Consider the following 19,110-nt stretch of genomic DNA (forward strand, 5'->3'; position numbering starts at 1 on the left):
CGTCGGAGACGAGGGAGAACGTGACCGACATCCTGGACGAACTCGCGTGGCGCGACATGATCGCGCAGTCCACCGACCTGGACGAGCTGCGGGCGCTGCTCGCCGCCGGGCCGGTCACGCTGTACTGCGGGTTCGATCCGACGGCGCCCTCGCTGCACCTCGGCAACCTCATCCAGATCCTCACCCTGCGGCGGTTCCAGCACGCCGGGCACCGTCCGATCGGGCTGGTCGGCGGCGCCACCGGCCTCATCGGCGACCCGAGCGGCAAGAGCGCCGAGCGGGTGCTGAACTCCGAGGAGACCGTCGCCGGCTGGGTCGAGCGGATCCGCGGCCAGGTGTCCAGGTACCTGGACTTCGGTGACGGCCCGACGGGCGCGCTGATGGTCAGCAACCTCGACTGGACCGGCCGGATGAGCGCCATCGAGTTCCTGCGCGACATCGGCAAGCACTTCCCGGTGAACCGCATGCTGGCGCGCGAGACCGTCAAGAAGCGCCTCGACACCACCGGCATGAGCTACACCGAGTTCAGCTACGCGCTGCTCCAGTCGATGGACTACCTCGAGCTGTTCCGGCGGTACGGATGCCGGTTGCAGACCGGGGGCAGCGACCAGTGGGGCAACCTCACCGCCGGCGCCGACCTGATCCGGCGCGCCGAAGGGGAGAGCGCGCACGCGCTGACCACCCCGCTGCTGACCAAGGCCGACGGCTCCAAGTTCGGGAAGACCGCCGGCGGCGAGACGTACTGGCTCGACCCCGACCTCACCTCGCCGTACGCGTTCTACCAGTTCTGGTTCAACGCCGACGACCGCGACGTGGACAAGCTCCTGAAGGTCTTCAGCTTCCGCCCGAGGGAGGAGATCGAAGACCTGGTCAAGCAGGGCGCCGACCGTCCCGCCGCCCGCGCCCCCCAGCGGGCGCTCGCGGAGGAGATGACCACCCTCGTGCACGGCGCGGACGAGACCGCGCGCGTCGTCGCGGCCTCGCGCGCGCTGTTCGGGCAGGGGGCCCTGGAGGAGCTGGACGAGCGGACGCTGAGGTCGGCCCTGGCGGAGGTGCCCCGCACGGAGGTACCGCCGGGGGAGCTGCCGCCGGTGGTCGACCTGCTCGCGGCGTCCGGCCTCTGCAAGAGCAAGTCCGAGGCGCGCAGGACGGTCGCTCAGGGCGGGGCCTACCTGAACAACGCGAAGGTCGAGTCGGAGGACGCGACGCCGGCCGCCGCCGACCTGCTCCACGGCCGCTTCCTTGTGCTGCGGCGGGGCAAGCGCAACGTGGGCGGTGTGGAGGTCACCGTTCCGGCCTCCTGACGGGACGCGGAACAGCGCGAGGGCGAGCGCCCGTCCGGATGTCCGGACGGGCGCTCGCCCTCGTTCCGGGAGAACTTCGGGGGATCCATGTCACAGTGCGGTCACGGGGAGGGCCCGCCGGCGGCTCCAGAGGGTGCTTCGAACCCCGAGAACCCCTGGTGGGGCGGGCTTTTCGGGGGGTATGGGCGCCGATTTGACGGTGCCGCGAGACCGGCTTAGTGTTCTACCTGCCCCACGAGAGACCAGGACGACGTTTAAGACGGCCTGTCTCGGGGGAACCTCCACGAACCTGTAGGACATGGATGTTTCATGCCCAAAGGGAACACGGAGGGGCGAACTACCCGAAAGTTTGACAAACCGGGTGGATCGGATAGAGTTTAAGGGTTGCCCCGGAGCGAGGCCCGCGAGAGTGGGTGGAGCGCGGTGGGTGTCCGTTTCTTGAGAACTCAACAGCGTGTTAAAAGCCAGTGCCTTAATCGGTTCGGTCATTAGTTGGCTGGACCACCCCGTGCCACTGTCCTTCGGGTTGGTGGCAGGGATTCCTTTGAGGCAATTGCATGGACTCTTCGGGGTTCATGGTTTTGCTGGGATTGTTTCCGAGGTTTGGCGGTTTCGGGGTTCGCCCCCCGGGGTCGTCGTTTGGACCTTAATGGAGAGTTTGATCCTGGCTCAGGACGAACGCTGGCGGCGTGCTTAACACATGCAAGTCGAGCGGAAAGGCCCCTTCGGGGGTACTCGAGCGGCGAACGGGTGAGTAACACGTGAGCAACCTGCCCCCGACTCTGGGATAAGCCTGGGAAACTGGGTCTAATACCGGATGTTACTACTGGCCGCATGGTCTGGTGGTGGAAAGTTTTTCGGTTGGGGATGGGCTCGCGGCCTATCAGCTTGTTGGTGGGGTAATGGCCTACCAAGGCGACGACGGGTAACCGGCCTGAGAGGGCGACCGGTCACACTGGGACTGAGACACGGCCCAGACTCCTACGGGAGGCAGCAGTGGGGAATATTGCGCAATGGGCGGAAGCCTGACGCAGCGACGCCGCGTGAGGGATGACGGCCTTCGGGTTGTAAACCTCTTTCAGCAGGGACGAAGCTAACGTGACGGTACCTGCAGAAGAAGCGCCGGCTAACTACGTGCCAGCAGCCGCGGTAATACGTAGGGCGCAAGCGTTGTCCGGAATTATTGGGCGTAAAGAGCTCGTAGGCGGTTTGTCGCGTCTGTCGTGAAAGCCCACAGCTTAACTGTGGGTCTGCGGTGGATACGGGCAGACTAGAGGCAGGTAGGGGAGAATGGAATTCCCGGTGTAGCGGTGAAATGCGCAGATATCGGGAGGAACACCGGTGGCGAAGGCGGTTCTCTGGGCCTGTACTGACGCTGAGGAGCGAAAGCGTGGGGAGCGAACAGGATTAGATACCCTGGTAGTCCACGCCGTAAACGTTGGGCGCTAGGTGTGGGGTCCTTCCACGGATTCCGCGCCGTAGCTAACGCATTAAGCGCCCCGCCTGGGGAGTACGGCCGCAAGGCTAAAACTCAAAGGAATTGACGGGGGCCCGCACAAGCGGCGGAGCATGTTGCTTAATTCGACGCAACGCGAAGAACCTTACCAAGGCTTGACATCGCCGGAAAACTCGCAGAGATGCGGGGTCCTTTTGGGCCGGTGACAGGTGGTGCATGGCTGTCGTCAGCTCGTGTCGTGAGATGTTGGGTTAAGTCCCGCAACGAGCGCAACCCTCGTTCCATGTTGCCAGCACGTTATGGTGGGGACTCATGGGAGACCGCCGGGGTCAACTCGGAGGAAGGTGGGGATGACGTCAAGTCATCATGCCCCTTATGTCTTGGGCTGCAAACATGCTACAATGGCCGGTACAGAGGGCTGCGATACCGTGAGGTGGAGCGAATCCCTTAAAGCCGGTCTCAGTTCGGATCGAAGTCTGCAACTCGACTTCGTGAAGTCGGAGTCGCTAGTAATCGCAGATCAGCAACGCTGCGGTGAATACGTTCCCGGGCCTTGTACACACCGCCCGTCACGTCACGAAAGTCGGCAACACCCGAAGCCCGTGGCCCAACCAGCAATGGGGGGAGCGGTCGAAGGTGGGGCCGGCGATTGGGACGAAGTCGTAACAAGGTAGCCGTACCGGAAGGTGCGGCTGGATCACCTCCTTTCTAAGGAGCATTCAACTGGCCGGATCCTGACATCCTCTTCGGGGGATGGGGTTTGGTCGGTGGCCGCCATTGACGGCGCATGTTCGTCAGGCGGCTGCTCATAGATGTGGAGCACTGGCTACTCAGTTCATTGTTCGTGTGGATCGGTTAGTACCACCTTCTTCGGGAGGAGTGGGAACGGCGGTTTCGGGCGGGTGGTGGGTTGGACACGCTGTTGGGTCCTGAGGGAACGGACCCTTCAGCCCCTGAATGTCGGCCCTGTTGTGGGGTTGGTGTGAGGGGGCTGGGTTGTTTCTTCTGGATTGCGGGATCACATCGAACCCTGTTCAGGTGTTTTGGTGTGGTGGGCCCGGTTGTTTTTTGAGAACTGCACAGTGGACGCGAGCATCTCTGGTGAACGACGACTTTTGTTGTTGTTTATCTGCGATTTGTTGTGATCGTTTTGTGTGTTCAAGTTTTTAAGGGCATACGGTGGATGCCTTGGCATCAGGAGCCGATGAAGGACGTGGGAGCCTGCGATATGCCTCGGGGAGTCGGCAACCAGACTTTGATCCGGGGATTTCCGAATGGGGAAACCTGGCACCCGTCATGGGGTGTCGCCGCCGTCTGAATGTATAGGGCGGTTGGTGGGAACGCGGGGAAGTGAAACATCTCAGTACCCGCAGGAAGAGAAAACAATAGTGATTCCGTGAGTAGTGGTGAGCGAAAGCGGATTAGCCTAAACCGTGCGCGTGTGATACCTGGTAGGGGTTGCGTGTGCGGGGTTGTGGGACCATCTGGCCGGATCTACCAGTCTGGCAAGGAGTTATAAACTGCTCGGGTAGTTGAACGGCATGGGAAGGCCGACCGTAGACGGTGAGAGTCCGGTAGACGAAACCTGTAGTGGCTTCTAGGTGTGTTCCCGAGTAGCACGGGGCCCGTGAAATCCCGTGTGAATCTGCCACGACCACGTGGTAAGGCTGAATACTTCCTGATGACCGATAGCGGACCAGTACCGTGAGGGAAAGGTGAAAAGTGCCCCGGTGAGGGGTCGTGAAATAGTACCTGAAACCGTGTGCCTACAAGCCGTCAGAGCGTCCTCAATGCCTTTCGGGGTGTTGTTCGTGATGGCGTGCCTTTTGAAGAATGAGCCTGCGAGTTATGGTGTGTGGCGAGGTTAACCGGTGGCGGGTAGCCGTAGCGAAAGCGAGTCTGAATAGGGCGTTTGAGTCGCATGCTGTAGACCCGAAGCGGAGTGATCTAGCCATGGGCAGGGTGAAGCGCCGGTAAGACGGTGTGGAGGCCCGAACCCACCAGGGTTGAAAACCTGGGGGATGACCTGTGGTTAGGGGTGAAAGGCCAATCAAACTCCGTGATAGCTGGTTCTCCCCGAAATGCATTTAGGTGCAGCGTCGTGTGTTTCTTGCCGGAGGTAGAGCTACTGGATGGCTAATGGGCCCTACAAGGTTACTGACGTCAGCCAAACTCCGAATGCCGGTAAGTGAGAGCGCGGCAGTGAGACTGCGGGCGATAAGGTTCGTAGTCGAGAGGGAAACAGCCCAGATCATCGGCTAAGGCCCCTAAGCGTGTGCTAAGTGGTAAAGGATGTGGAGTTGCTGTGACAACCAGGAGGTTGGCTTAGAAGCAGCCACCCTTGAAAGAGTGCGTAATAGCTCACTGGTCAAGTGATTCCGCGCCGACAATGTAGCGGGGCTCAAGCACACCGCCGAAGCCGTGGCACTCACACTTTGTGTGGGTGGGTAGGGGAGCGTCCTGCAGCCGGCGAAGCCGCCGAGTGATCGAGTGGTGGAGGCTGTGGGAGTGAGAATGCAGGCATGAGTAGCGAATCACACGTGAGAAACGTGTGCGCCGGATGACCAAGGGTTCCTGGGGCAGGCTAATCCGCCCAGGGTAAGTCGGGACCTAAGGCGAGGCCGACAGGCGTAGTCGATGGACAACGGGTTGATATTCCCGTACCCGCTGGTATGCGCCAACGCTGAATCCTCTGATGCTAAGACCCTGAATCCTTTCCGGTCCCTTCGGGGGCTGGTTTGGCCTAGCGGTCGGTCCGAGGGGGTAGTAGGTGAGCGATGGGGTGACGCAGGAGGGTAGCTCAGCCCAGGCGATGGTTGTCCTGGGGTAAGCATGTAGCCCGCGCTATAGGTAAATCCGTGGCGCATTAAGGGTGAGATGTGATGCCGAGCCGTTTTAGGTGAAGTGAGTGATCCCATGCTGCCGAGAAAAGCCTCTAGTGAGTGTACCGGCGGCCCGTACCCCAAACCGACTCAGGTGGTCAGGTAGAGAATACCAAGGCGATCGGGTGAACTGTGGTTAAGGAACTCGGCAAATTGCCCCCGTAACTTTGGGAGAAGGGGGACCACGTCCGGTGATGGCACTTGCTGCCGGAGCTGGGGGTGGTCGCAGAGGCCAGGGGGAAGCGACTGTTTACTAAAAACACAGGTCCGTGCTAAGTCGTAAGACGCTGTATACGGACTGACGCCTGCCCGGTGCCGGAACGTTAAGAGGACCGGTTAGATCCCTTTCGGGGGGTCGAGGCTGAGAATCTAAGCGCCGGTAAACGGCGGTGGTAACTATAACCATCCTAAGGTAGCGAAATTCCTTGTCGGGTAAGTTCCGACCTGCACGAATGGCGTAACGACTTCCCCGCTGTCTCAACCACAGGCCCGGCGAAATTGCAGTACGAGTAAAGATGCTCGTTTCGCGCAGCAGGACGGAAAGACCCCGGGACCTTCACTATAGCTTGGCATTGGCGCCTGAAGCGTCTTGTGTAGGATAGGTGGGAGACTGTGAAGCCGGCACGCCAGTGTCGGTGGAGTCGTTGGTGAAATACCACTCTGGTCGTTTTGAGCGTCTAACCCGCACCCGTGAATCCGGGTGGGGGACAGTGCCTGGTGGGTAGTTTAACTGGGGCGGTTGCCTCCTAAAGAGTAACGGAGGCGCCCAAAGGTTCCCTCAGCCTGGTTGGTAATCAGGTGGTGAGTGCAAGGGCACAAGGGAGCTTGACTGTGAGACGGACGTGTCGAGCAGGTGCGAAAGCAGGGCCTAGTGATCCGGCACCGGCGTGTGGAAGCGGTGTCGCTCAACGGCTAAAAGGTACCCCGGGGATAACAGGCTGATCTTCCCCAAGAGTCCATATCGACGGGATGGTTTGGCACCTCGATGTCGGCTCGTCGCATCCTGGGGCTGGAGTAGGTCCCAAGGGTTGGGCTGTTCGCCCATTAAAGCGGCACGCGAGCTGGGTTTAGAACGTCGCGAGACAGTTCGGTCCCTATCCGCTGCGCGCGTAGGAGAATTGAGAGGGTCTGTCCCTAGTACGAGAGGACCGGGACGGACGAACCTCTGGTGTGCCAGTTGTCCCGCCAGGGGCACGGCTGGTTGGCTACGTTCGGTAGGGATAACCGCTGAAAGCATCTAAGCGGGAAGCCTTCCTCGAGATGAGTTCTCCCCCCACCTTTCGGGGTGGGTTAAGGCCCCCAACAGACCATTGGGTTGATAGGCCGGACATGGAAGCACGGTAACGTGTGGAGTTGACCGGTACTAATAGGCCGAGCGGCTTGAACAACACTTCTAAAATGTTTTGCTGCTGTCGTTTGGTGTTCGCGTCCCTGTGTAGTTCCCGGAAAACAAACGGGAACACGCCCCCGTATGCGGGGTTTTGATTTGTGAATATTGCTCTGAGCTTTGGTTGCTTGGACGATTACTTCCCACCACCCGGTTCTTGCTTGGGTTGGGTGGTTGGGGTTTGGTCGTTCGGTGGTTATGGCGGAGGGGAAACACCCGGTCCCATCCCGAACCCGGAAGTTAAGCCCTTCAGCGCCGATGGTACTGCACGGGAGACTGTGTGGGAGAGTAGGACACCGCCGGACTCTTTTTGTGAGTCGAGGGTCGCCCCTGATTTTGGGGGGCGGCCCTCGACGCATGTCCTGGCCTAGTCAAAGTAGGCTGCAAGGGTCCATGAACCACCGAGAACTGTGACGGACGTTATGAGCGCGGAAGAGGACGGCCGCAGCGACGAGAATCGCGAGCGGAGGGGCAAGAGCGGCGGGCGTGGCACGCCTGATCGCCGTGGGGGCAATGCCCGCGGTGGACCTGGTGGGGCCGGTGCGCCCCGCAAGGGCGCCGGGCCTCGCGGTGGCGCCCCCCGCTCAGGCGGCTCTCAGGGGGCCCGGGGTCGTTCCGAGAACGGATCCGGTGAGGGCGGCCGTCGAGGCGGTGCTCCTCAGGGCCGTCCGTCCTCAGGAGGTCGGCAGGGCGAAGGCGGCCGTCCCAGCGCGGGCGGGCGTCCCCAGTCAGGTGGTCGCCCCGCCTCTGGTGGCCGCTCCCAGTCCAACGGGCGCCCCCCTAGTGGTGGCCGTCCCGCATCCGGTGGCCGCCCTACAGGGGGAGGCCGCCCGACGTCCGGCGGACGGCCCGCGGGCGGGAGCCGCTCAGGGAGCGGTGGCCGTCCGACGTCGGAAGGACGTCCGCCTGGCAATGGCCGTCCCGCGTCCGGATGGCGCCCTGAGGGCGGTGGCCGTCCCGTCTCTGGAGGGCGCCCGTCCGGTGGCCGTCCGGCCGGCGGCGGCCGTCCCGCGTCGGGGGGGCGCCCGGCGTCGGGCGGTCGTCCTGGTGCAGGGGGCCGGCCTGCCGCCGGTGGGTGGAAGGACCGGCAGGACAAGCAGGGCGGCGGACGACGGGACGACCGTCGGCCGGACCGTCCCTTCAAACGTTCCGATGACCGCCGTGCGCAGCCGGGCGAAGCCCGTTCTGGCGAGCGTGGCGAGTCCAACTACAGCGCACCCAGGGGACCCCGTTCCGAGGGAGCGCCGGGAGAACGCCGTCCCCAGGGGCGCCCGCAGGACCGCAAGTTCCAAGGGCGGCCCAAGGACCGTGAAGACGGTTCGCAGCGCGAGGAGCGACGTCCCGGGGGATTCCGCCAGGAGCGGGGCTCTGACCAGCGATCGGGCGGGCGCCGGTTCGAGGGCAACCGTGAGGGGCGTCGCCCCGGCGATCGCGACCAGTCGTCCAGGGGCCGTGGCGGGGCGGGGCGTCCGCAGGACGGAGGCGGACGTTCGTACGGGCCGCCTCGCGACCGTCCGGAACGCCGCGACAACCTGCGGGACCGTGAGGGGAACGCCCCCAAGCACGACGACCCGATCCTGCCCGACGACGTCACCGGTGAGGAACTGGACGTCGACGCGCGCGTCGAGCTGCGCACCCTGCCCAAGGACCTCGCCAGTCGGGTCGCGCGCCATCTGGTGATGGCGGGCCGCCTGGCCGAGGACGACCCGGCGACCGCCTACCGGCACGCGCGGGCGGCACGGCGTCTGGCCTCCAGGGTCGGCATCGTGCGCGAGGCGGCCGGGCTCGCCGCTTACCACACGGGCGAATGGGCCGATGCGCTCGCCGAACTGCGCGCCGCGCGCCGGCTCGGTGCGGGCGAGGACTCCTACCTGCCGGTCATGGCGGACTGCGAGCGCGGCCTGGGCCGTCCGGAACGCGCCCTGGACGTGGTGAAGGCCCCTGAGGCCAACAAGCTCGACCCGATGGGCCGCGTCGAACTGCGCATCGTCGAGTCCGGCGCGCGCAGGGACCTGGGCCAGTTCGACGCCGCGGTGGTCGCGTTGCAGGTCCCCGAACTGCGGGACAAGCGGTTGCGCCCCTGGTCGGCCCGGTTGTTCTATGCCTACGCCGACGCGCTCATCGACGCGGACCGCGCGGAGGAGGCGTCCGACTGGTTCGCCAAGGCCGCCGCCGCCGACCGCGACGGGGAGACCGACGCCGCCGAGCGCTACGCGGAGCTCGAGGGCCTGGACATCGTCGACACCGAGGAGGGCGACGGCGACGCCGAGGACCTCGCGTTCGGTTCCGCGGCAGAGGCCGAGGCGCTGAACGCCGCCGCACATGAGGCGGTGGCGGCTTCTGAGGTCGTCCAGGACGCGGTGGCGGAGCCTGCGACTCCTCCGGTCCCGGAGGAGGCTCCCGAGGACGCTCAGGCCAATTCAGAGGCCGTCGCAGGCCCGCAGGGCGCCCTTGAGCCCATCGTGGACGTGGAGGGTCCTGGGGTGGACGAGGCCGGGCCCGAGGCGGCGGCCGTCGACGAGACGGAGGACGAGGCCGAGAGCGGCGACGCGACGGCGATCGAGTTCAAGGCCGCACCCTCGGAGACGGCGTCCGCGGACGAGGCGGAGACGCCGGCCGAGGGAGTCGCCGAGCCCGGCCCGGCGGAAACCGCCGAGGTCTCCCCAGAGGCCACGGTGCTCTTCCTCGAGCCCACGCGGGCCGACGAGGCACACGGGGATCACGAGGACGAAGACGAGGACGAGGAGCGGGGCTTCCGGCCGGAGTGATCCGAGCTCTGCCGGAGCCCTTGACGGGGCGGGCTTTTCACCGGATATTCACAAGATCGTGCCGTTCGGGGGGCCACGGATTCGTCCGGTGGCGATCCACTCCATCACGATCCGGAGTGAACCCTGTGAGGAGCGCCATGCCCCTGAACCGACGCACCTTCCTGCGCGCGACGGCGGTCGCGAGCGGAACGACCGCCTTCTCCGGCGCGCTGTGGCAGGACGCGCTCGCCGGGCCCGCACAACCCGGGCCCGGCCCGTACGGGCCGTTGCAGGCCGCCGATGCCAATGGCCTGCAACTGCCCGCCGGGTTCACCGGCAGGGTCGTCGCGCGGTCCATGCAGCGTGTCGAGGGCACGCGCCACACCTGGCACCCGGCGCCGGACGGAGGCGCGTGCTTCCCCGACGGCGACGGCTGGATCTATGTCAGCAACAGTGAGGTCCCGGTGGTGGGCGGAGTGTCCGCCGTGCGCTTCGACGCCACCGGCAAGGTCACCTCGGCGTACCGGATCCTGAACGGGACGACCCTCAACTGTGCGGGAGGCGCCACCCCCTGGGGGACGTGGCTGTCGTGCGAGGAGCACGACTTCGGCCTCGTCTACGAGACCGACCCGCGTGGTGAGAAGGCCGCGCGACCTCGTCCGGCCATGGGGCGCTTCAAGCACGAGGCCGCGGCCTGTGACCCTGACCGCAGGGTCGTCTACCTCACCGAGGACCAGTCGGATGGGTGCTTCTATCGGTTCCGGCCGAAGACCTGGGGCACGCTGGACGAGGGGCTTCTGGAGGTGCTCGTCGGCACGGGACTCGGCCCCGTCCGATGGGAGCCGGTCCCGAATCCGCAGTTGTGGGTCACGCCGACCCGCTCCCAGGTCTCCGGCGCCATGCACTTCAAGGGCGGCGAAGGCTGCTACTACGCCCGGGGCGTCTGTTACTTCACCACCAAGGGCGACAACCGGGTCTGGGCGTACGATGCCGGCGCCGAACGGCTCGACCTGGCCTATGACGATGACCTGGTCACTGAGGGAGAAGCGCCATTGCACGGCGTCGACAACCTCACCGGAACCTCCTCCGGAGACCTCTACGTCGCCGAGGACGGCGACAACATGGAGATCAACATGATCACCCCGGACGGGGTGGTCGTCCCCTTCCTGCGCGTCACCGGACACGATGAGTCGGAGATCACCGGCCCCGCGTTCTCCCCGGACGGACGGCGCCTGTACTTCTCCTCGCAGCGCGGGAAGAGCGGCTTCGTCGCCGGCACTGACGGGCACACCTTCGAAGTGGCCGGGCCGTTCCGCCGCTGAGGACGGTCACTCGTTCCAGTTCAGCGCGTGCATGATGCCGGCGACGTTGCTCTGCGTGCTGCTGAGCAGTTCGTACTTGGCGGCGAGCTCCGGGTCGATGTCGTCGCTGGTGACGGCGTACCGCTCCTTCGTCCGTTCCACGACCGCGGCAACGGCGTGGTCGAGGTCCATGCCCTCGTCACGGGCGTTCCGCACGGTGTCGACCCAGATCTTCAGTTCCTCGGCGGACCGGTCCAGCGTGTCCGCCACCTCCGCGACCGGTCCGTAGTGCGCGAACAGCAGTCGTTGTGGTTGCAGGGCCCGGAACCGGTCGAGCGACTTGAGGGCGGTGTCCAGGTCGAAGTCCGGTGGCGGCGTCGCGGGCTTCACGTCCGCGGTCTCGGGAATGTAGATTCCCGCCGCGTCCCCCACGTACAGGTCGCCTGTCTGGGAGTCCACCAGTCCCACATGGTGCTTGGCGTGCCCCGGCGAGTAGTGCGATTCCAGCCGCCGTCCGCCGCCGAGGTCGATGACGCCGACGTCCTCCACGGCCCGGATCCGTTGCGCGTCCGTCGGCTTCAGTTCACCGAAGAGGGTGTCGAGGCGGTCCCCGAACACCATGCGCGCGCTGCGCATCAGCCGTTCTGGGCTCGCCAGGTGCCGTGCGCCCTTCTCGTGGGCCACCACTTCGGCGCCCGGGTACATCTCGGCGATGTCGCCGACCCCGCCCGCGTGGTCCAGGTGGATGTGCGTCACCACCACGGTCGCCAGGTCGGCCGGCCCCACCCCCAGCTCGGTCAGCGCCTGCCGCACCACCGGCGCCGACCCCGCGGTGCCCGGCTCCACCAGGCAGGGGCGGTCGGAGAGGATCAGGTAGCCGGCGGTGATCCCGGAGTACCCGGCCATGCGCGTGTCGATCTCGTACACGTCGCCGCCGAGAGGCGTGATCGTGGTGGAGGTGTCCATAAGAAAGATCATCTCTTCTCGGGTGGAGAGTTATCCACAGGTTGGCGAAGGACTTTCGCTCCGGTGCCCGGGTGCCGCAGGCTGGATCCATGCCCGGTCGAAAGGAGCAGATCATGGTCTGTCCGCACCTCAACTCCGTCCACCTGCTCGGCAGGCTCGCCGGCGACCCGGTCCGCCGTGCCCCTCCGGCGGGCGGTGAGGTCTCCTGGTGGAGGCTCACCGTCGACCGTCCGCACGAGGGGGGCGGACGGTACGCGTCCGACACGTTCACCTGCGCGAGCCTCGACCCCGGGATCGGCGCCGAGTCGCCCCACTGGCGGGCCGGTGACCTGATCGAGGTCTGCGGCGCGCTCCGCGGCGGCGGAACCCCCGACGGGCTCGGGGTGGGCGGTTGCGAGATCGAGGTCCACGAGGCCGTCCTGGTGGCCGTGGCCCCCGCCAGACCGGCCGGCCGGCCGGATCACCTGGATCACCCGGGAGATCTGGGGGGCGCGGGGACGGCGGACGCGAGTGCCGAATCGGGGACCGGAGTCGGGGGCAGGTGGTGAGGGGGCAGGCGGAGAGGCCCTAGAGACGAGGGTCAGGTGGTGAGACGGGCGGAGGCGTGCAGATCGTCGAAGATGAGCTGGTCGACCGGGGAGACGCGAGGGCGGTCGGCGTAGGTCAGCCAGGCGATCTCCGCGATCTCGTTCGCGGGGGCGAGGGTGCCGGTGAAGCCGCCGGTGTAGCAGGTCATCCGCACGGTGACATCATCGGCGCGGCCGTGCGCCCGGGCCTCATAGATCCCCAGGCGGGCGACCGTCCCGGCGAGGACGGTGACGGTCAGCTCCTCGTCGACCTCCCGGAGCAGCGTCTCGATGTCGCTCTCGCCGGGCTCCCGCTTGCCGCCGGGAAGGTAGAACGCGTCCTTGCCGTGCGAGCGGGTGCTGAGGATCTTGCCGTCCTCCAGGTGCACCCAGGCCACCTTGTCGATGAGTTTCGTCATCCGTCGTCGCTCCTGATCCTGGTCGTGGTCGGGGGTCTGCGGGCTCTGCGGAAGGAGCCGTTCGAATGGAGCCATTGAGGAAGGGGAGATCTCCCCGAGCGCCGTCAGGGGCCCTCGAGGAGGCGCAGCACCAGGCCGGTGCGCGGTTTGGGGCCGAACGAGGTGGACTTGCGCGGGACGCGTTCGCCCTCACCGGCGATGGCGAGCACGTCCTCGACCTTGAGCGGATTGAGCAGGACGGCCGTGCCGCCGGTGCGCCGGGCCCGATCGACGGCCGCGGCCGGGTCGTCGTGCACGACCTCGACGCTGTGCTCGTCCTCGGGGATGTTCCAGAGGCCGGCGATGAGGAGGTGGTCCAGGACCGCCGTGTCCAGCCCTCGCCAGCGGGCGGAATGCTCGGCGGGCATCGCCTGCTCCAGCCGGCCCGGGTCAGGGTCGGTCAGCAGGTGCAGCGAGCCGCTCCCACCCAGCAGGAACGCCGGTCCCTCGGCGGCGGCGAGCGCCTCCGTGGCGGCGGCCAGGCCGGCCATCTCGGTGACGCGGAAGACGGTGCCGGCGCGGTCCAGCGCCGTGGTGGGCGGCAGGCCCGGGAGCACGCGGTGGATGGCGCCCAGCCGGGGCGGGTAGCGGGTCGAGTCGACCAGCAGCGCCAGGCCCTGGTCCCAGGGGCCGGGGCCGTCCCCGGCGGCGTGATGGCGGGCCTGGAGGGCGCGGTACGTCGCGTAGCGGTGATGTCCGTCGGCGATGAGCGCCTGCCGGTCGCGCAGATCCGCGGCGATCCGGTCGTGCAGGCCGGGGTCGGTGATCTGCCAGAGGCGATGGGTCAGCCCGTCGTCGGCGTGGAACTCCAGCAGCGGCGTTGCGGCGGCGGCCTCGTCGACGATCCGGGCGGCGTCCCCGCCCCCTTCGTAGACGAGGAAGATCGGCTCCAGGTTCGCGCGGGCCGCCGACATCAGGGCCAGCCTGTCGCGGACGGGTCCGGGGAAGACGTTCTCGTGGGGGAGGACGACGGCGTCGGCCTCTGCGCGCAGCCCGAGCCCGCCGATGAGCCCACGCTGCCGCACCTGGCCCCGCTCGGCCGCCTCGTACACGTACAGGGCCGGCTCGGCGTCGGTGGCGAGCGCGCCCTCGGCCAGCCAGCGCCGGAGCGTCTCGCCCGCCTCGCGGTACCCCTGCTCGGCGGGGCGCGGCAGGATGAGGCGGACCACGTTGTGGCCACCGCTGGCCAGCAGCCGCCGGACGGCGTCGTCGTCGATCAGGTCGTAGGGCGGCGTGGTGACCGAGGCGAGGTCCCCGGCGACGTCCGGGACGAAGCGGACACCGCGGAAGGGCGCCAGCACAAGGCCGTCCTCGGCCCGCGGCCCCGATGCGCCGAAGACCCAGGCGCTGAACTCCTCAGGCCCGAGCTCGGAGGGGAGGTCGTCGTCCACTGTGGGCATGGTAATCACCGGCGGGCGGTCATGTGACGGCCGGGTACCGTCGTGGTGATCGTAGTCCGAGGGGAGGTCCACATGAGTGTTCAAGAACCTGGACGAGCGGAGGATTCCCCGTGCGGGCATCCCTCCGCGCGCGGTGCGGTCCCGTCCTCGGAGGGTGACCGTCCCACAGGCGGAGCACTCCTCCTCCCGGGCAGCGCGCTCCCCAGCCGGCCGTGGGCTGGGAGTTCCCCCGTCGGGAGTGCTGCCTCGGACGCGGCGGGGAGTGCTGCGAACGGCGCCACGGGCGGTGGTGCGGGCGGTGCCACGGGCGGTGGTGCGGGGAGTGGGCGCCTGCCTGCGCGGCAAGTGCTCTTGTTCGCGCCGAACAGATCGCTGGGTGAGGAATCGTCCAGATGAGGAGAATCCCGCCGGGTGGACAGGGCGTCCTTCTGTGCCGGGTCAGGGGCTACAAGGGTGGAGGCGTTGTGCCGGAGGGCGGTGTGTACGAGTGGTACACGCGGGGACTTGAGCTGCTCGGGTCCGGTAGTGCTGCGGCTGCGCTTCAGTTGCTGATCCGGGCGGCCGAGGCTGAGCCGGGTTCGCTCAGCATCCGGGAGGCGCTGGCTCGTGCGCAGTTCGGGACGCGGCGGTTCGCCGAGGCGGCCGAGAGCTTCCGGCTGATTGTTCGGGAGGAGCCGGCAGAGGACTACGCGCTGTTCGGGCTCGGGCTCTCGCTGAGCCGGATGGGCGAGTTCGAGGAGGCGGTCGAGCATTTGGCGCTCGCCGTGGCCATGCGCCCCGACAACAAGGACTACGCCAACGCCCTCCGGCATGTGCGCGCCATCCTCGGCGCCCGCCGGTGACGGCCGGCGACACGACGAGTAGCGATGGGAGCCCGATGAAGGCTTGCGACAGGCCCTTGAGCGAGGCGTACGACGTCGCCCTGCTCGACCTCGACGGCGTCGTCTACATCGGCCACCGCCCGGTGCCCGCGGCGGCGGAGTCGCTCGCCAAGGCGCGGGCGGCGGGGCAGCGGCTGGCGTTCGTCACCAACAACGCCTCCCGCACGCCCTCCGCGGTGGCGGCCCTGCTCAGCGACGTGGGCGTCCCCGCGACCGCCGAGGACGTGGTGACCTCGGCGCAGGCGGCGGCCCGCCTGCTCGCCGAGCGGCTCCCCGCCGGGGCGGCGGTGCTCGTGGTGGGCGGCATGGGCCTCAGGCAGGCCCTGTACGCCCGGGGGCTGCGGCCGGTCTCCACCGCGTCCGAGCGGCCGGCGGCCGTCGTGCAGGGGTTCACCCCCGGGCTGTCGTACGGGCTCATCGCCGAGGGCGCCCGGGCGGTGGCCCAAGGCGCGCTGTTCGTCGGATCCAACGGTGACCTCACCCTTCCCGGTGGGGACGGTCCGCCGCTCCCGGGCAACGGGTCATTGCTCCAGGTCATCACGTCCGCCACCGGGACGGCCCCGATCCTCGCCGGCAAGCCGGAGCGCCCTCTGCACCACGAGTCGATCCTCCGCACCGGGGCGCGCCGCCCGCTGGTCGTGGGCGACCGGCTCGACACCGACATCGAGGGCGCGCACAACGGCGGCGCGGACAGCCTGCTGGTGTTCACCGGCGTGACCGATCCCGCGGCCCTGCTGACCGCCGGGCCGCGGCACCGCCCGACCTACCTGGCGCCCGACCTGACCGGGCTGCTCGTCCCCCACCCTGAAGTCCGCTGGGACGGCGACCGCTACCTGTGCGGGGGCTGGACCGCCGTGCCGGGCGGACGGATCGAGCTCAGGGGGGCCGGTGACCCCTACGACGGCCTGCGCGCGCTGGCCGGTGCCGCGTGGCGTACGGAGGAGCCCGTGACCATGGAGGAGGTGACCGGGGCGCTGGGCCGCCTGGACCTTTGACGCGCGGTCAGAGCAGCTTGCGCAGGCGCAGGAGGTCGAAGAAGCTCGCCTCGATCTTGAGTCGGCCGGTCGCCCACGCCTTGGCCGGGTTCAGCTCGTCGGCGGCCAGGGCGATCAGGTCGGCGGCGCCGACGGTGATGCGCACCTGGGCGGTGCCCGCGTCGGCGGCGGGCTCGAACGGGTCGAGCCCGCCGGCGTGCAGCCGGGTCCGGTAGGCGACTCCGAGGTCGGTGATTTGGCAGCTGATGGTCCGTTCGACCGCGTGCTCGGCGAGCCGGTCGGCGTCGACCTCCGCCAGCCGCCCGGCGATCCGGTCGAGCGCGGCGCGGCAATCGTCCTCGTTCGCCATGGTCAGGCCGTTCCCCGTTCGGTCGACAACGATGTCGTGAAGGGACGGTAGCGTTCTGAGTGAGCCCGAAGCGACCCGCGGCATGCGGTCGGGCTCTTTTCTTGGAGGTGAAGGTGATGTCCGACGAGGCCGCGGCTGAGCCGGTGCGGGTGCCGGTGCCCGCGCCCCAGCGCGAGGCGCCCCCGGCGACCGGGGACCCGCGGGTGGACGCCGCGCTCGGCCGGCTCGCCGAGCTGGCGGGAGCGCCGGTCGCCGCGCATGCGGAGATCTTCGAGGACGTCCACCAGCGGCTCCAGGAGCTGCTGGTCTCGGCCGATCAGGACGAGCCGTCCGCACCCGCGACGGCGGCGGGCCGCCCTGGGCCGCCGCCGAGCCCCGGAGCACAGCCGTTCCCCGGGCGTCCCCCGATTCCCCGGGCCCAGCCTGTTCCCCGGGCCCAGCCTGTTCCCGGGGCCCAGCCTGTCTCGGGGCGTCCGCCGATGCCCGGTGAGCCGCCGGTTCCCAGTGCTCAGTGGGGTTCGGGGCGTTCGTCGGTTCCCGGTGCGCCGGGCGCGCGGTCGTGAGCCGGCGGAGGCTGGACGCCGAGCTGGTGCGGCGGGGGCTGGCCCGGTCCCGGGAGCAGGCCGCCCAGTTGATCGCCGACGGCCGGGTCCGGGTCGGCGGCCAGGTGGCGGGCAAGGCCGCCACCCAGGTCGACATGGGCGCGGCGGTCCTGGTGGAGGAGGCCGATTCGGGCCCCGAGTACGTCTCGCGCGGCGGGCACAAGCTCGCCGGGGCGCTGGAGGCGTTCGGCGGCCTGAAGACCGCGGGGCGGCGGTGCCTCGACGCGGGCGCGTCGACCGGCGGGTTCACCGACGTGCTGCTGCGCGCCGGAGCCGCGCACGTGTACGCCGTCGATGTGGGCTACGGCCAGATCGCGTGGCCGCTGCGCACCGACGACCGGGTCACGGTGCTCGAGCGGGTGAACATCCGCGAGCTTCAACCCGAGATGCTGGGGACGCCGCCGCCGGATCTGGTCGTGGGCGACCTGTCGTTCATCTCGCTGCGGCTGGTGCTCGGCCCGGTCCAGCGCTGCGTGGCCCCGGACGCCGACTACGCCGTGATGGTGAAGCCGCAGTTCGAGGTGGGCAAGGACCGGGTCGGGGCGGGTGGTGTGGTGCGCGAGCCGGAGCTGCGGGCGGAGGCGGTGCGCGGCGTCGCCGGCCATGCTGCGACGCTGGGACTCGGCGTGCTCGGGGTGACGGCGAGCCCGCTGCCCGGCCCGTCGGGCAATGTCGAGTACTTCCTGTGGCTGCGCGCGGGCGCGCCGCACCTGAACGAGGCCGACCTGGCCCAGGCCATCACGGAGGGCCCCCAGTGAGCGAGAGATCGGTGCTGGTCGTCGCGCATACCGGACGGCCGGAGGCGGTCCGCAGCGCCCAGCTGGTCATCGAGCGGCTGAGCGAAGCCGGGATCGCGGTGCGCGTGCTGACCGGAGAGGCCGAGGACATCGGCTGCGGCGGGGTGGAGGCGATGCCCCGGACCGCTGCGGCGGCCGAGGGCGCCGAGGTGGTCATGGTGCTGGGCGGCGACGGGACGCTGCTGCGCGCGGCCGACCTGGCGCGCTCGGCGGGCACCCCGCTGCTCGGCGTCAACCTCGGCCACGTGGGGTTCCTCGCCGAGGCCGAGCGGGAGGACCTGGCCGCGACCGTCGACCGGGTGGTCACCCGCCGCTACGAGGTGGAGGAGCGGATGACCATCGACGTGGTGGTCCGCCGCAACGGGAGCGTGTCGGGCACCACGTGGGCGCTCAACGAGGCGACGGTCGAGAAGGCCGAGCGGGAGCGGATGCTTGAGGTCGTCGCCGAGATCGACGGCCGTCCGCTGTCGAACTGGGGCTGCGACGGTGTGGTGTGCGCCACCCCGACCGGTTCCACCGCGTACGCGTTCTCGGCGGGCGGGCCGGTGGTGTGGCCGGAGGTCGAGGCGATGCTGGTCGTCCCGATCAGCGCGCACTCGCTGTTCTCGCGGCCCCTGGTGGTGTCGCCGCGTTCGGTGGTGGCGGTCGAGGTGCTGCCGGGCACCCCGCGCGCGGTGCTGTGGTGCGACGGCCGCCGCACGCTCGACCTGCCCCCGGGCGCGCGCGTCGAGGTGCGCAGGGGGGCCGAGCCGGTCCGGCTGGCGCGCCTGCACCTGACCCCGTTCACCGACCGGCTGGTCACCAAGTTCGGGCTTCCCGTCACCGGATGGCGCGGCCGGGTTCGCCAGCCCGCCGTCCCGTCCGCGCCGGGAGAGGACGCGCAGGTGGAGGGGATCCCCGTCACCGGGGGAGGGGGAGCGCCCGCGTCCGGCGGGGCAGCCTGATCCGGACGAGGGCGGTAATCTCACCTGCGAGGCGCTGAACCGGGATCGTTTGCGAGGGGTTGTGACGCTGGTGCG

The 19,110-nt window shown here is 68.4% G+C and carries 13 protein-coding genes and 3 rRNA genes; 12 read left to right on the forward strand and 4 right to left on the reverse strand.

Going from position 1 to position 19,110, the window contains the following annotated elements; all coding sequences use genetic code 11:
• Positions 1-20: 20 nt before the first annotated feature.
• The 6 genes from tyrS (at position 21) to OHA34_RS00985 (ending at position 11,098) form a co-directional block, all read left to right on the forward strand.
• A complete protein-coding gene (tyrS, locus tag OHA34_RS00960) occupies positions 21-1,304 on the forward strand; it encodes a tyrosine--tRNA ligase (protein WP_285943856.1) in 1,284 nt (427 codons plus the stop codon).
• 646 nt (positions 1,305-1,950) lie between these two features.
• Positions 1,951-3,468 (forward strand): 16S ribosomal RNA (locus OHA34_RS00965).
• Positions 3,469-3,916: 448 nt separating this feature from the next.
• Positions 3,917-7,030, forward strand: a 23S ribosomal RNA gene (locus tag OHA34_RS00970).
• Between the two features lie 187 nt (positions 7,031-7,217).
• Positions 7,218-7,334, forward strand: a 5S ribosomal RNA gene (gene rrf, locus OHA34_RS00975).
• The 16S, 23S and 5S rRNA genes sit together here, the layout of an rRNA operon.
• Before the next feature lie 1,374 nt (positions 7,335-8,708).
• Entirely contained in the window at positions 8,709-9,797 is a 1,089-nt protein-coding gene (locus OHA34_RS00980; protein ID WP_329520402.1) for a hypothetical protein, read from the forward strand.
• 137 nt (positions 9,798-9,934) lie between these two features.
• Complete coding sequence (locus OHA34_RS00985; RefSeq protein ID WP_329520403.1) at positions 9,935-11,098, forward strand: alkaline phosphatase PhoX; 1,164 nt, start codon at positions 9,935-9,937, stop codon at positions 11,096-11,098.
• Positions 11,099-11,104: 6 nt separating this feature from the next.
• On the opposite strand, the gene OHA34_RS00990 is transcribed toward OHA34_RS00985, so the two are convergent.
• Positions 11,105-12,043 carry an MBL fold metallo-hydrolase gene (locus OHA34_RS00990; protein ID WP_329520404.1) on the reverse strand — a complete coding sequence of 313 codons (939 nt, stop codon included), beginning with the start codon at positions 12,041-12,043 and terminating at the stop codon, positions 11,105-11,107.
• An 89-nt stretch (positions 12,044-12,132) separates the two neighbouring features.
• On the opposite strand from OHA34_RS00990, the gene OHA34_RS00995 reads away from it, so the two are divergent.
• Entirely contained in the window at positions 12,133-12,591 is a 459-nt protein-coding gene (locus tag OHA34_RS00995) for a hypothetical protein (protein ID WP_329520405.1), read from the forward strand.
• 32 nt (positions 12,592-12,623) lie between these two features.
• Here the strand turns inward: OHA34_RS00995 and OHA34_RS01000 are convergent, their stop codons facing one another.
• Together OHA34_RS01000 and OHA34_RS01005 are read right to left on the reverse strand one after the other, a co-directional pair.
• Positions 12,624-13,028 carry an NUDIX hydrolase gene (locus tag OHA34_RS01000; RefSeq protein ID WP_285943815.1) on the reverse strand — a complete coding sequence of 135 codons (405 nt, stop codon included), beginning with the start codon at positions 13,026-13,028 and terminating at the stop codon, positions 12,624-12,626.
• Between the two features lie 104 nt (positions 13,029-13,132).
• Complete coding sequence (locus OHA34_RS01005; RefSeq protein ID WP_329520406.1) at positions 13,133-14,467, reverse strand: DUF1015 domain-containing protein; 1,335 nt, start codon at positions 14,465-14,467, stop codon at positions 13,133-13,135.
• Between the two features lie 479 nt (positions 14,468-14,946).
• Here OHA34_RS01005 and OHA34_RS01010 point away from each other — a divergent pair, with 479 nt between their 5' ends.
• Together OHA34_RS01010 and OHA34_RS01015 are read left to right on the forward strand one after the other, a co-directional pair.
• Entirely contained in the window at positions 14,947-15,309 is a 363-nt protein-coding gene (locus OHA34_RS01010; RefSeq protein ID WP_285943813.1) for a tetratricopeptide repeat protein, read from the forward strand.
• 35 nt (positions 15,310-15,344) lie between these two features.
• Positions 15,345-16,343 (forward strand): HAD-IIA family hydrolase, encoded by a 999-nt coding sequence (locus OHA34_RS01015; RefSeq protein ID WP_285943812.1) that lies wholly within the window; start codon positions 15,345-15,347, stop codon positions 16,341-16,343.
• A 7-nt stretch (positions 16,344-16,350) separates the two neighbouring features.
• Here OHA34_RS01015 and OHA34_RS01020 read toward each other — a convergent pair whose 3' ends face one another.
• Positions 16,351-16,692, reverse strand: coding sequence for an SCP2 sterol-binding domain-containing protein (locus OHA34_RS01020; RefSeq protein ID WP_285943811.1), 342 nt, complete (start codon positions 16,690-16,692; stop codon positions 16,351-16,353).
• Positions 16,693-16,808: 116 nt separating this feature from the next.
• On the opposite strand from OHA34_RS01020, the gene OHA34_RS01025 reads away from it, so the two are divergent.
• The 3 genes from OHA34_RS01025 to OHA34_RS01035 are packed head-to-tail and all read left to right on the forward strand — an operon-like array spanning position 16,809 to position 19,035.
• On the forward strand, positions 16,809-17,255 hold the full coding sequence (locus OHA34_RS01025) for a hypothetical protein (protein ID WP_329520407.1): 447 nt from the start codon (positions 16,809-16,811) through the stop codon (positions 17,253-17,255).
• Positions 17,252-18,052, forward strand: a complete 801-nt coding sequence (locus tag OHA34_RS01030; RefSeq protein ID WP_285943809.1) for a TlyA family RNA methyltransferase — start codon at positions 17,252-17,254, stop codon at positions 18,050-18,052. Before OHA34_RS01025 ends, OHA34_RS01030 begins: the two co-directional genes overlap by 4 nt.
• On the forward strand, positions 18,049-19,035 hold the full coding sequence (locus tag OHA34_RS01035; protein ID WP_285943808.1) for an NAD kinase: 987 nt from the start codon (positions 18,049-18,051) through the stop codon (positions 19,033-19,035). The genes OHA34_RS01030 and OHA34_RS01035 overlap by 4 nt, the downstream gene beginning before the upstream one ends.
• Positions 19,036-19,110 lie beyond the last annotated feature (75 nt).

Source organism: Spirillospora sp. NBC_01491 (assembly GCF_036227065.1).
Lineage (GTDB): Bacteria > Actinomycetota > Actinomycetes > Streptosporangiales > Streptosporangiaceae > Spirillospora > Spirillospora xylanilytica.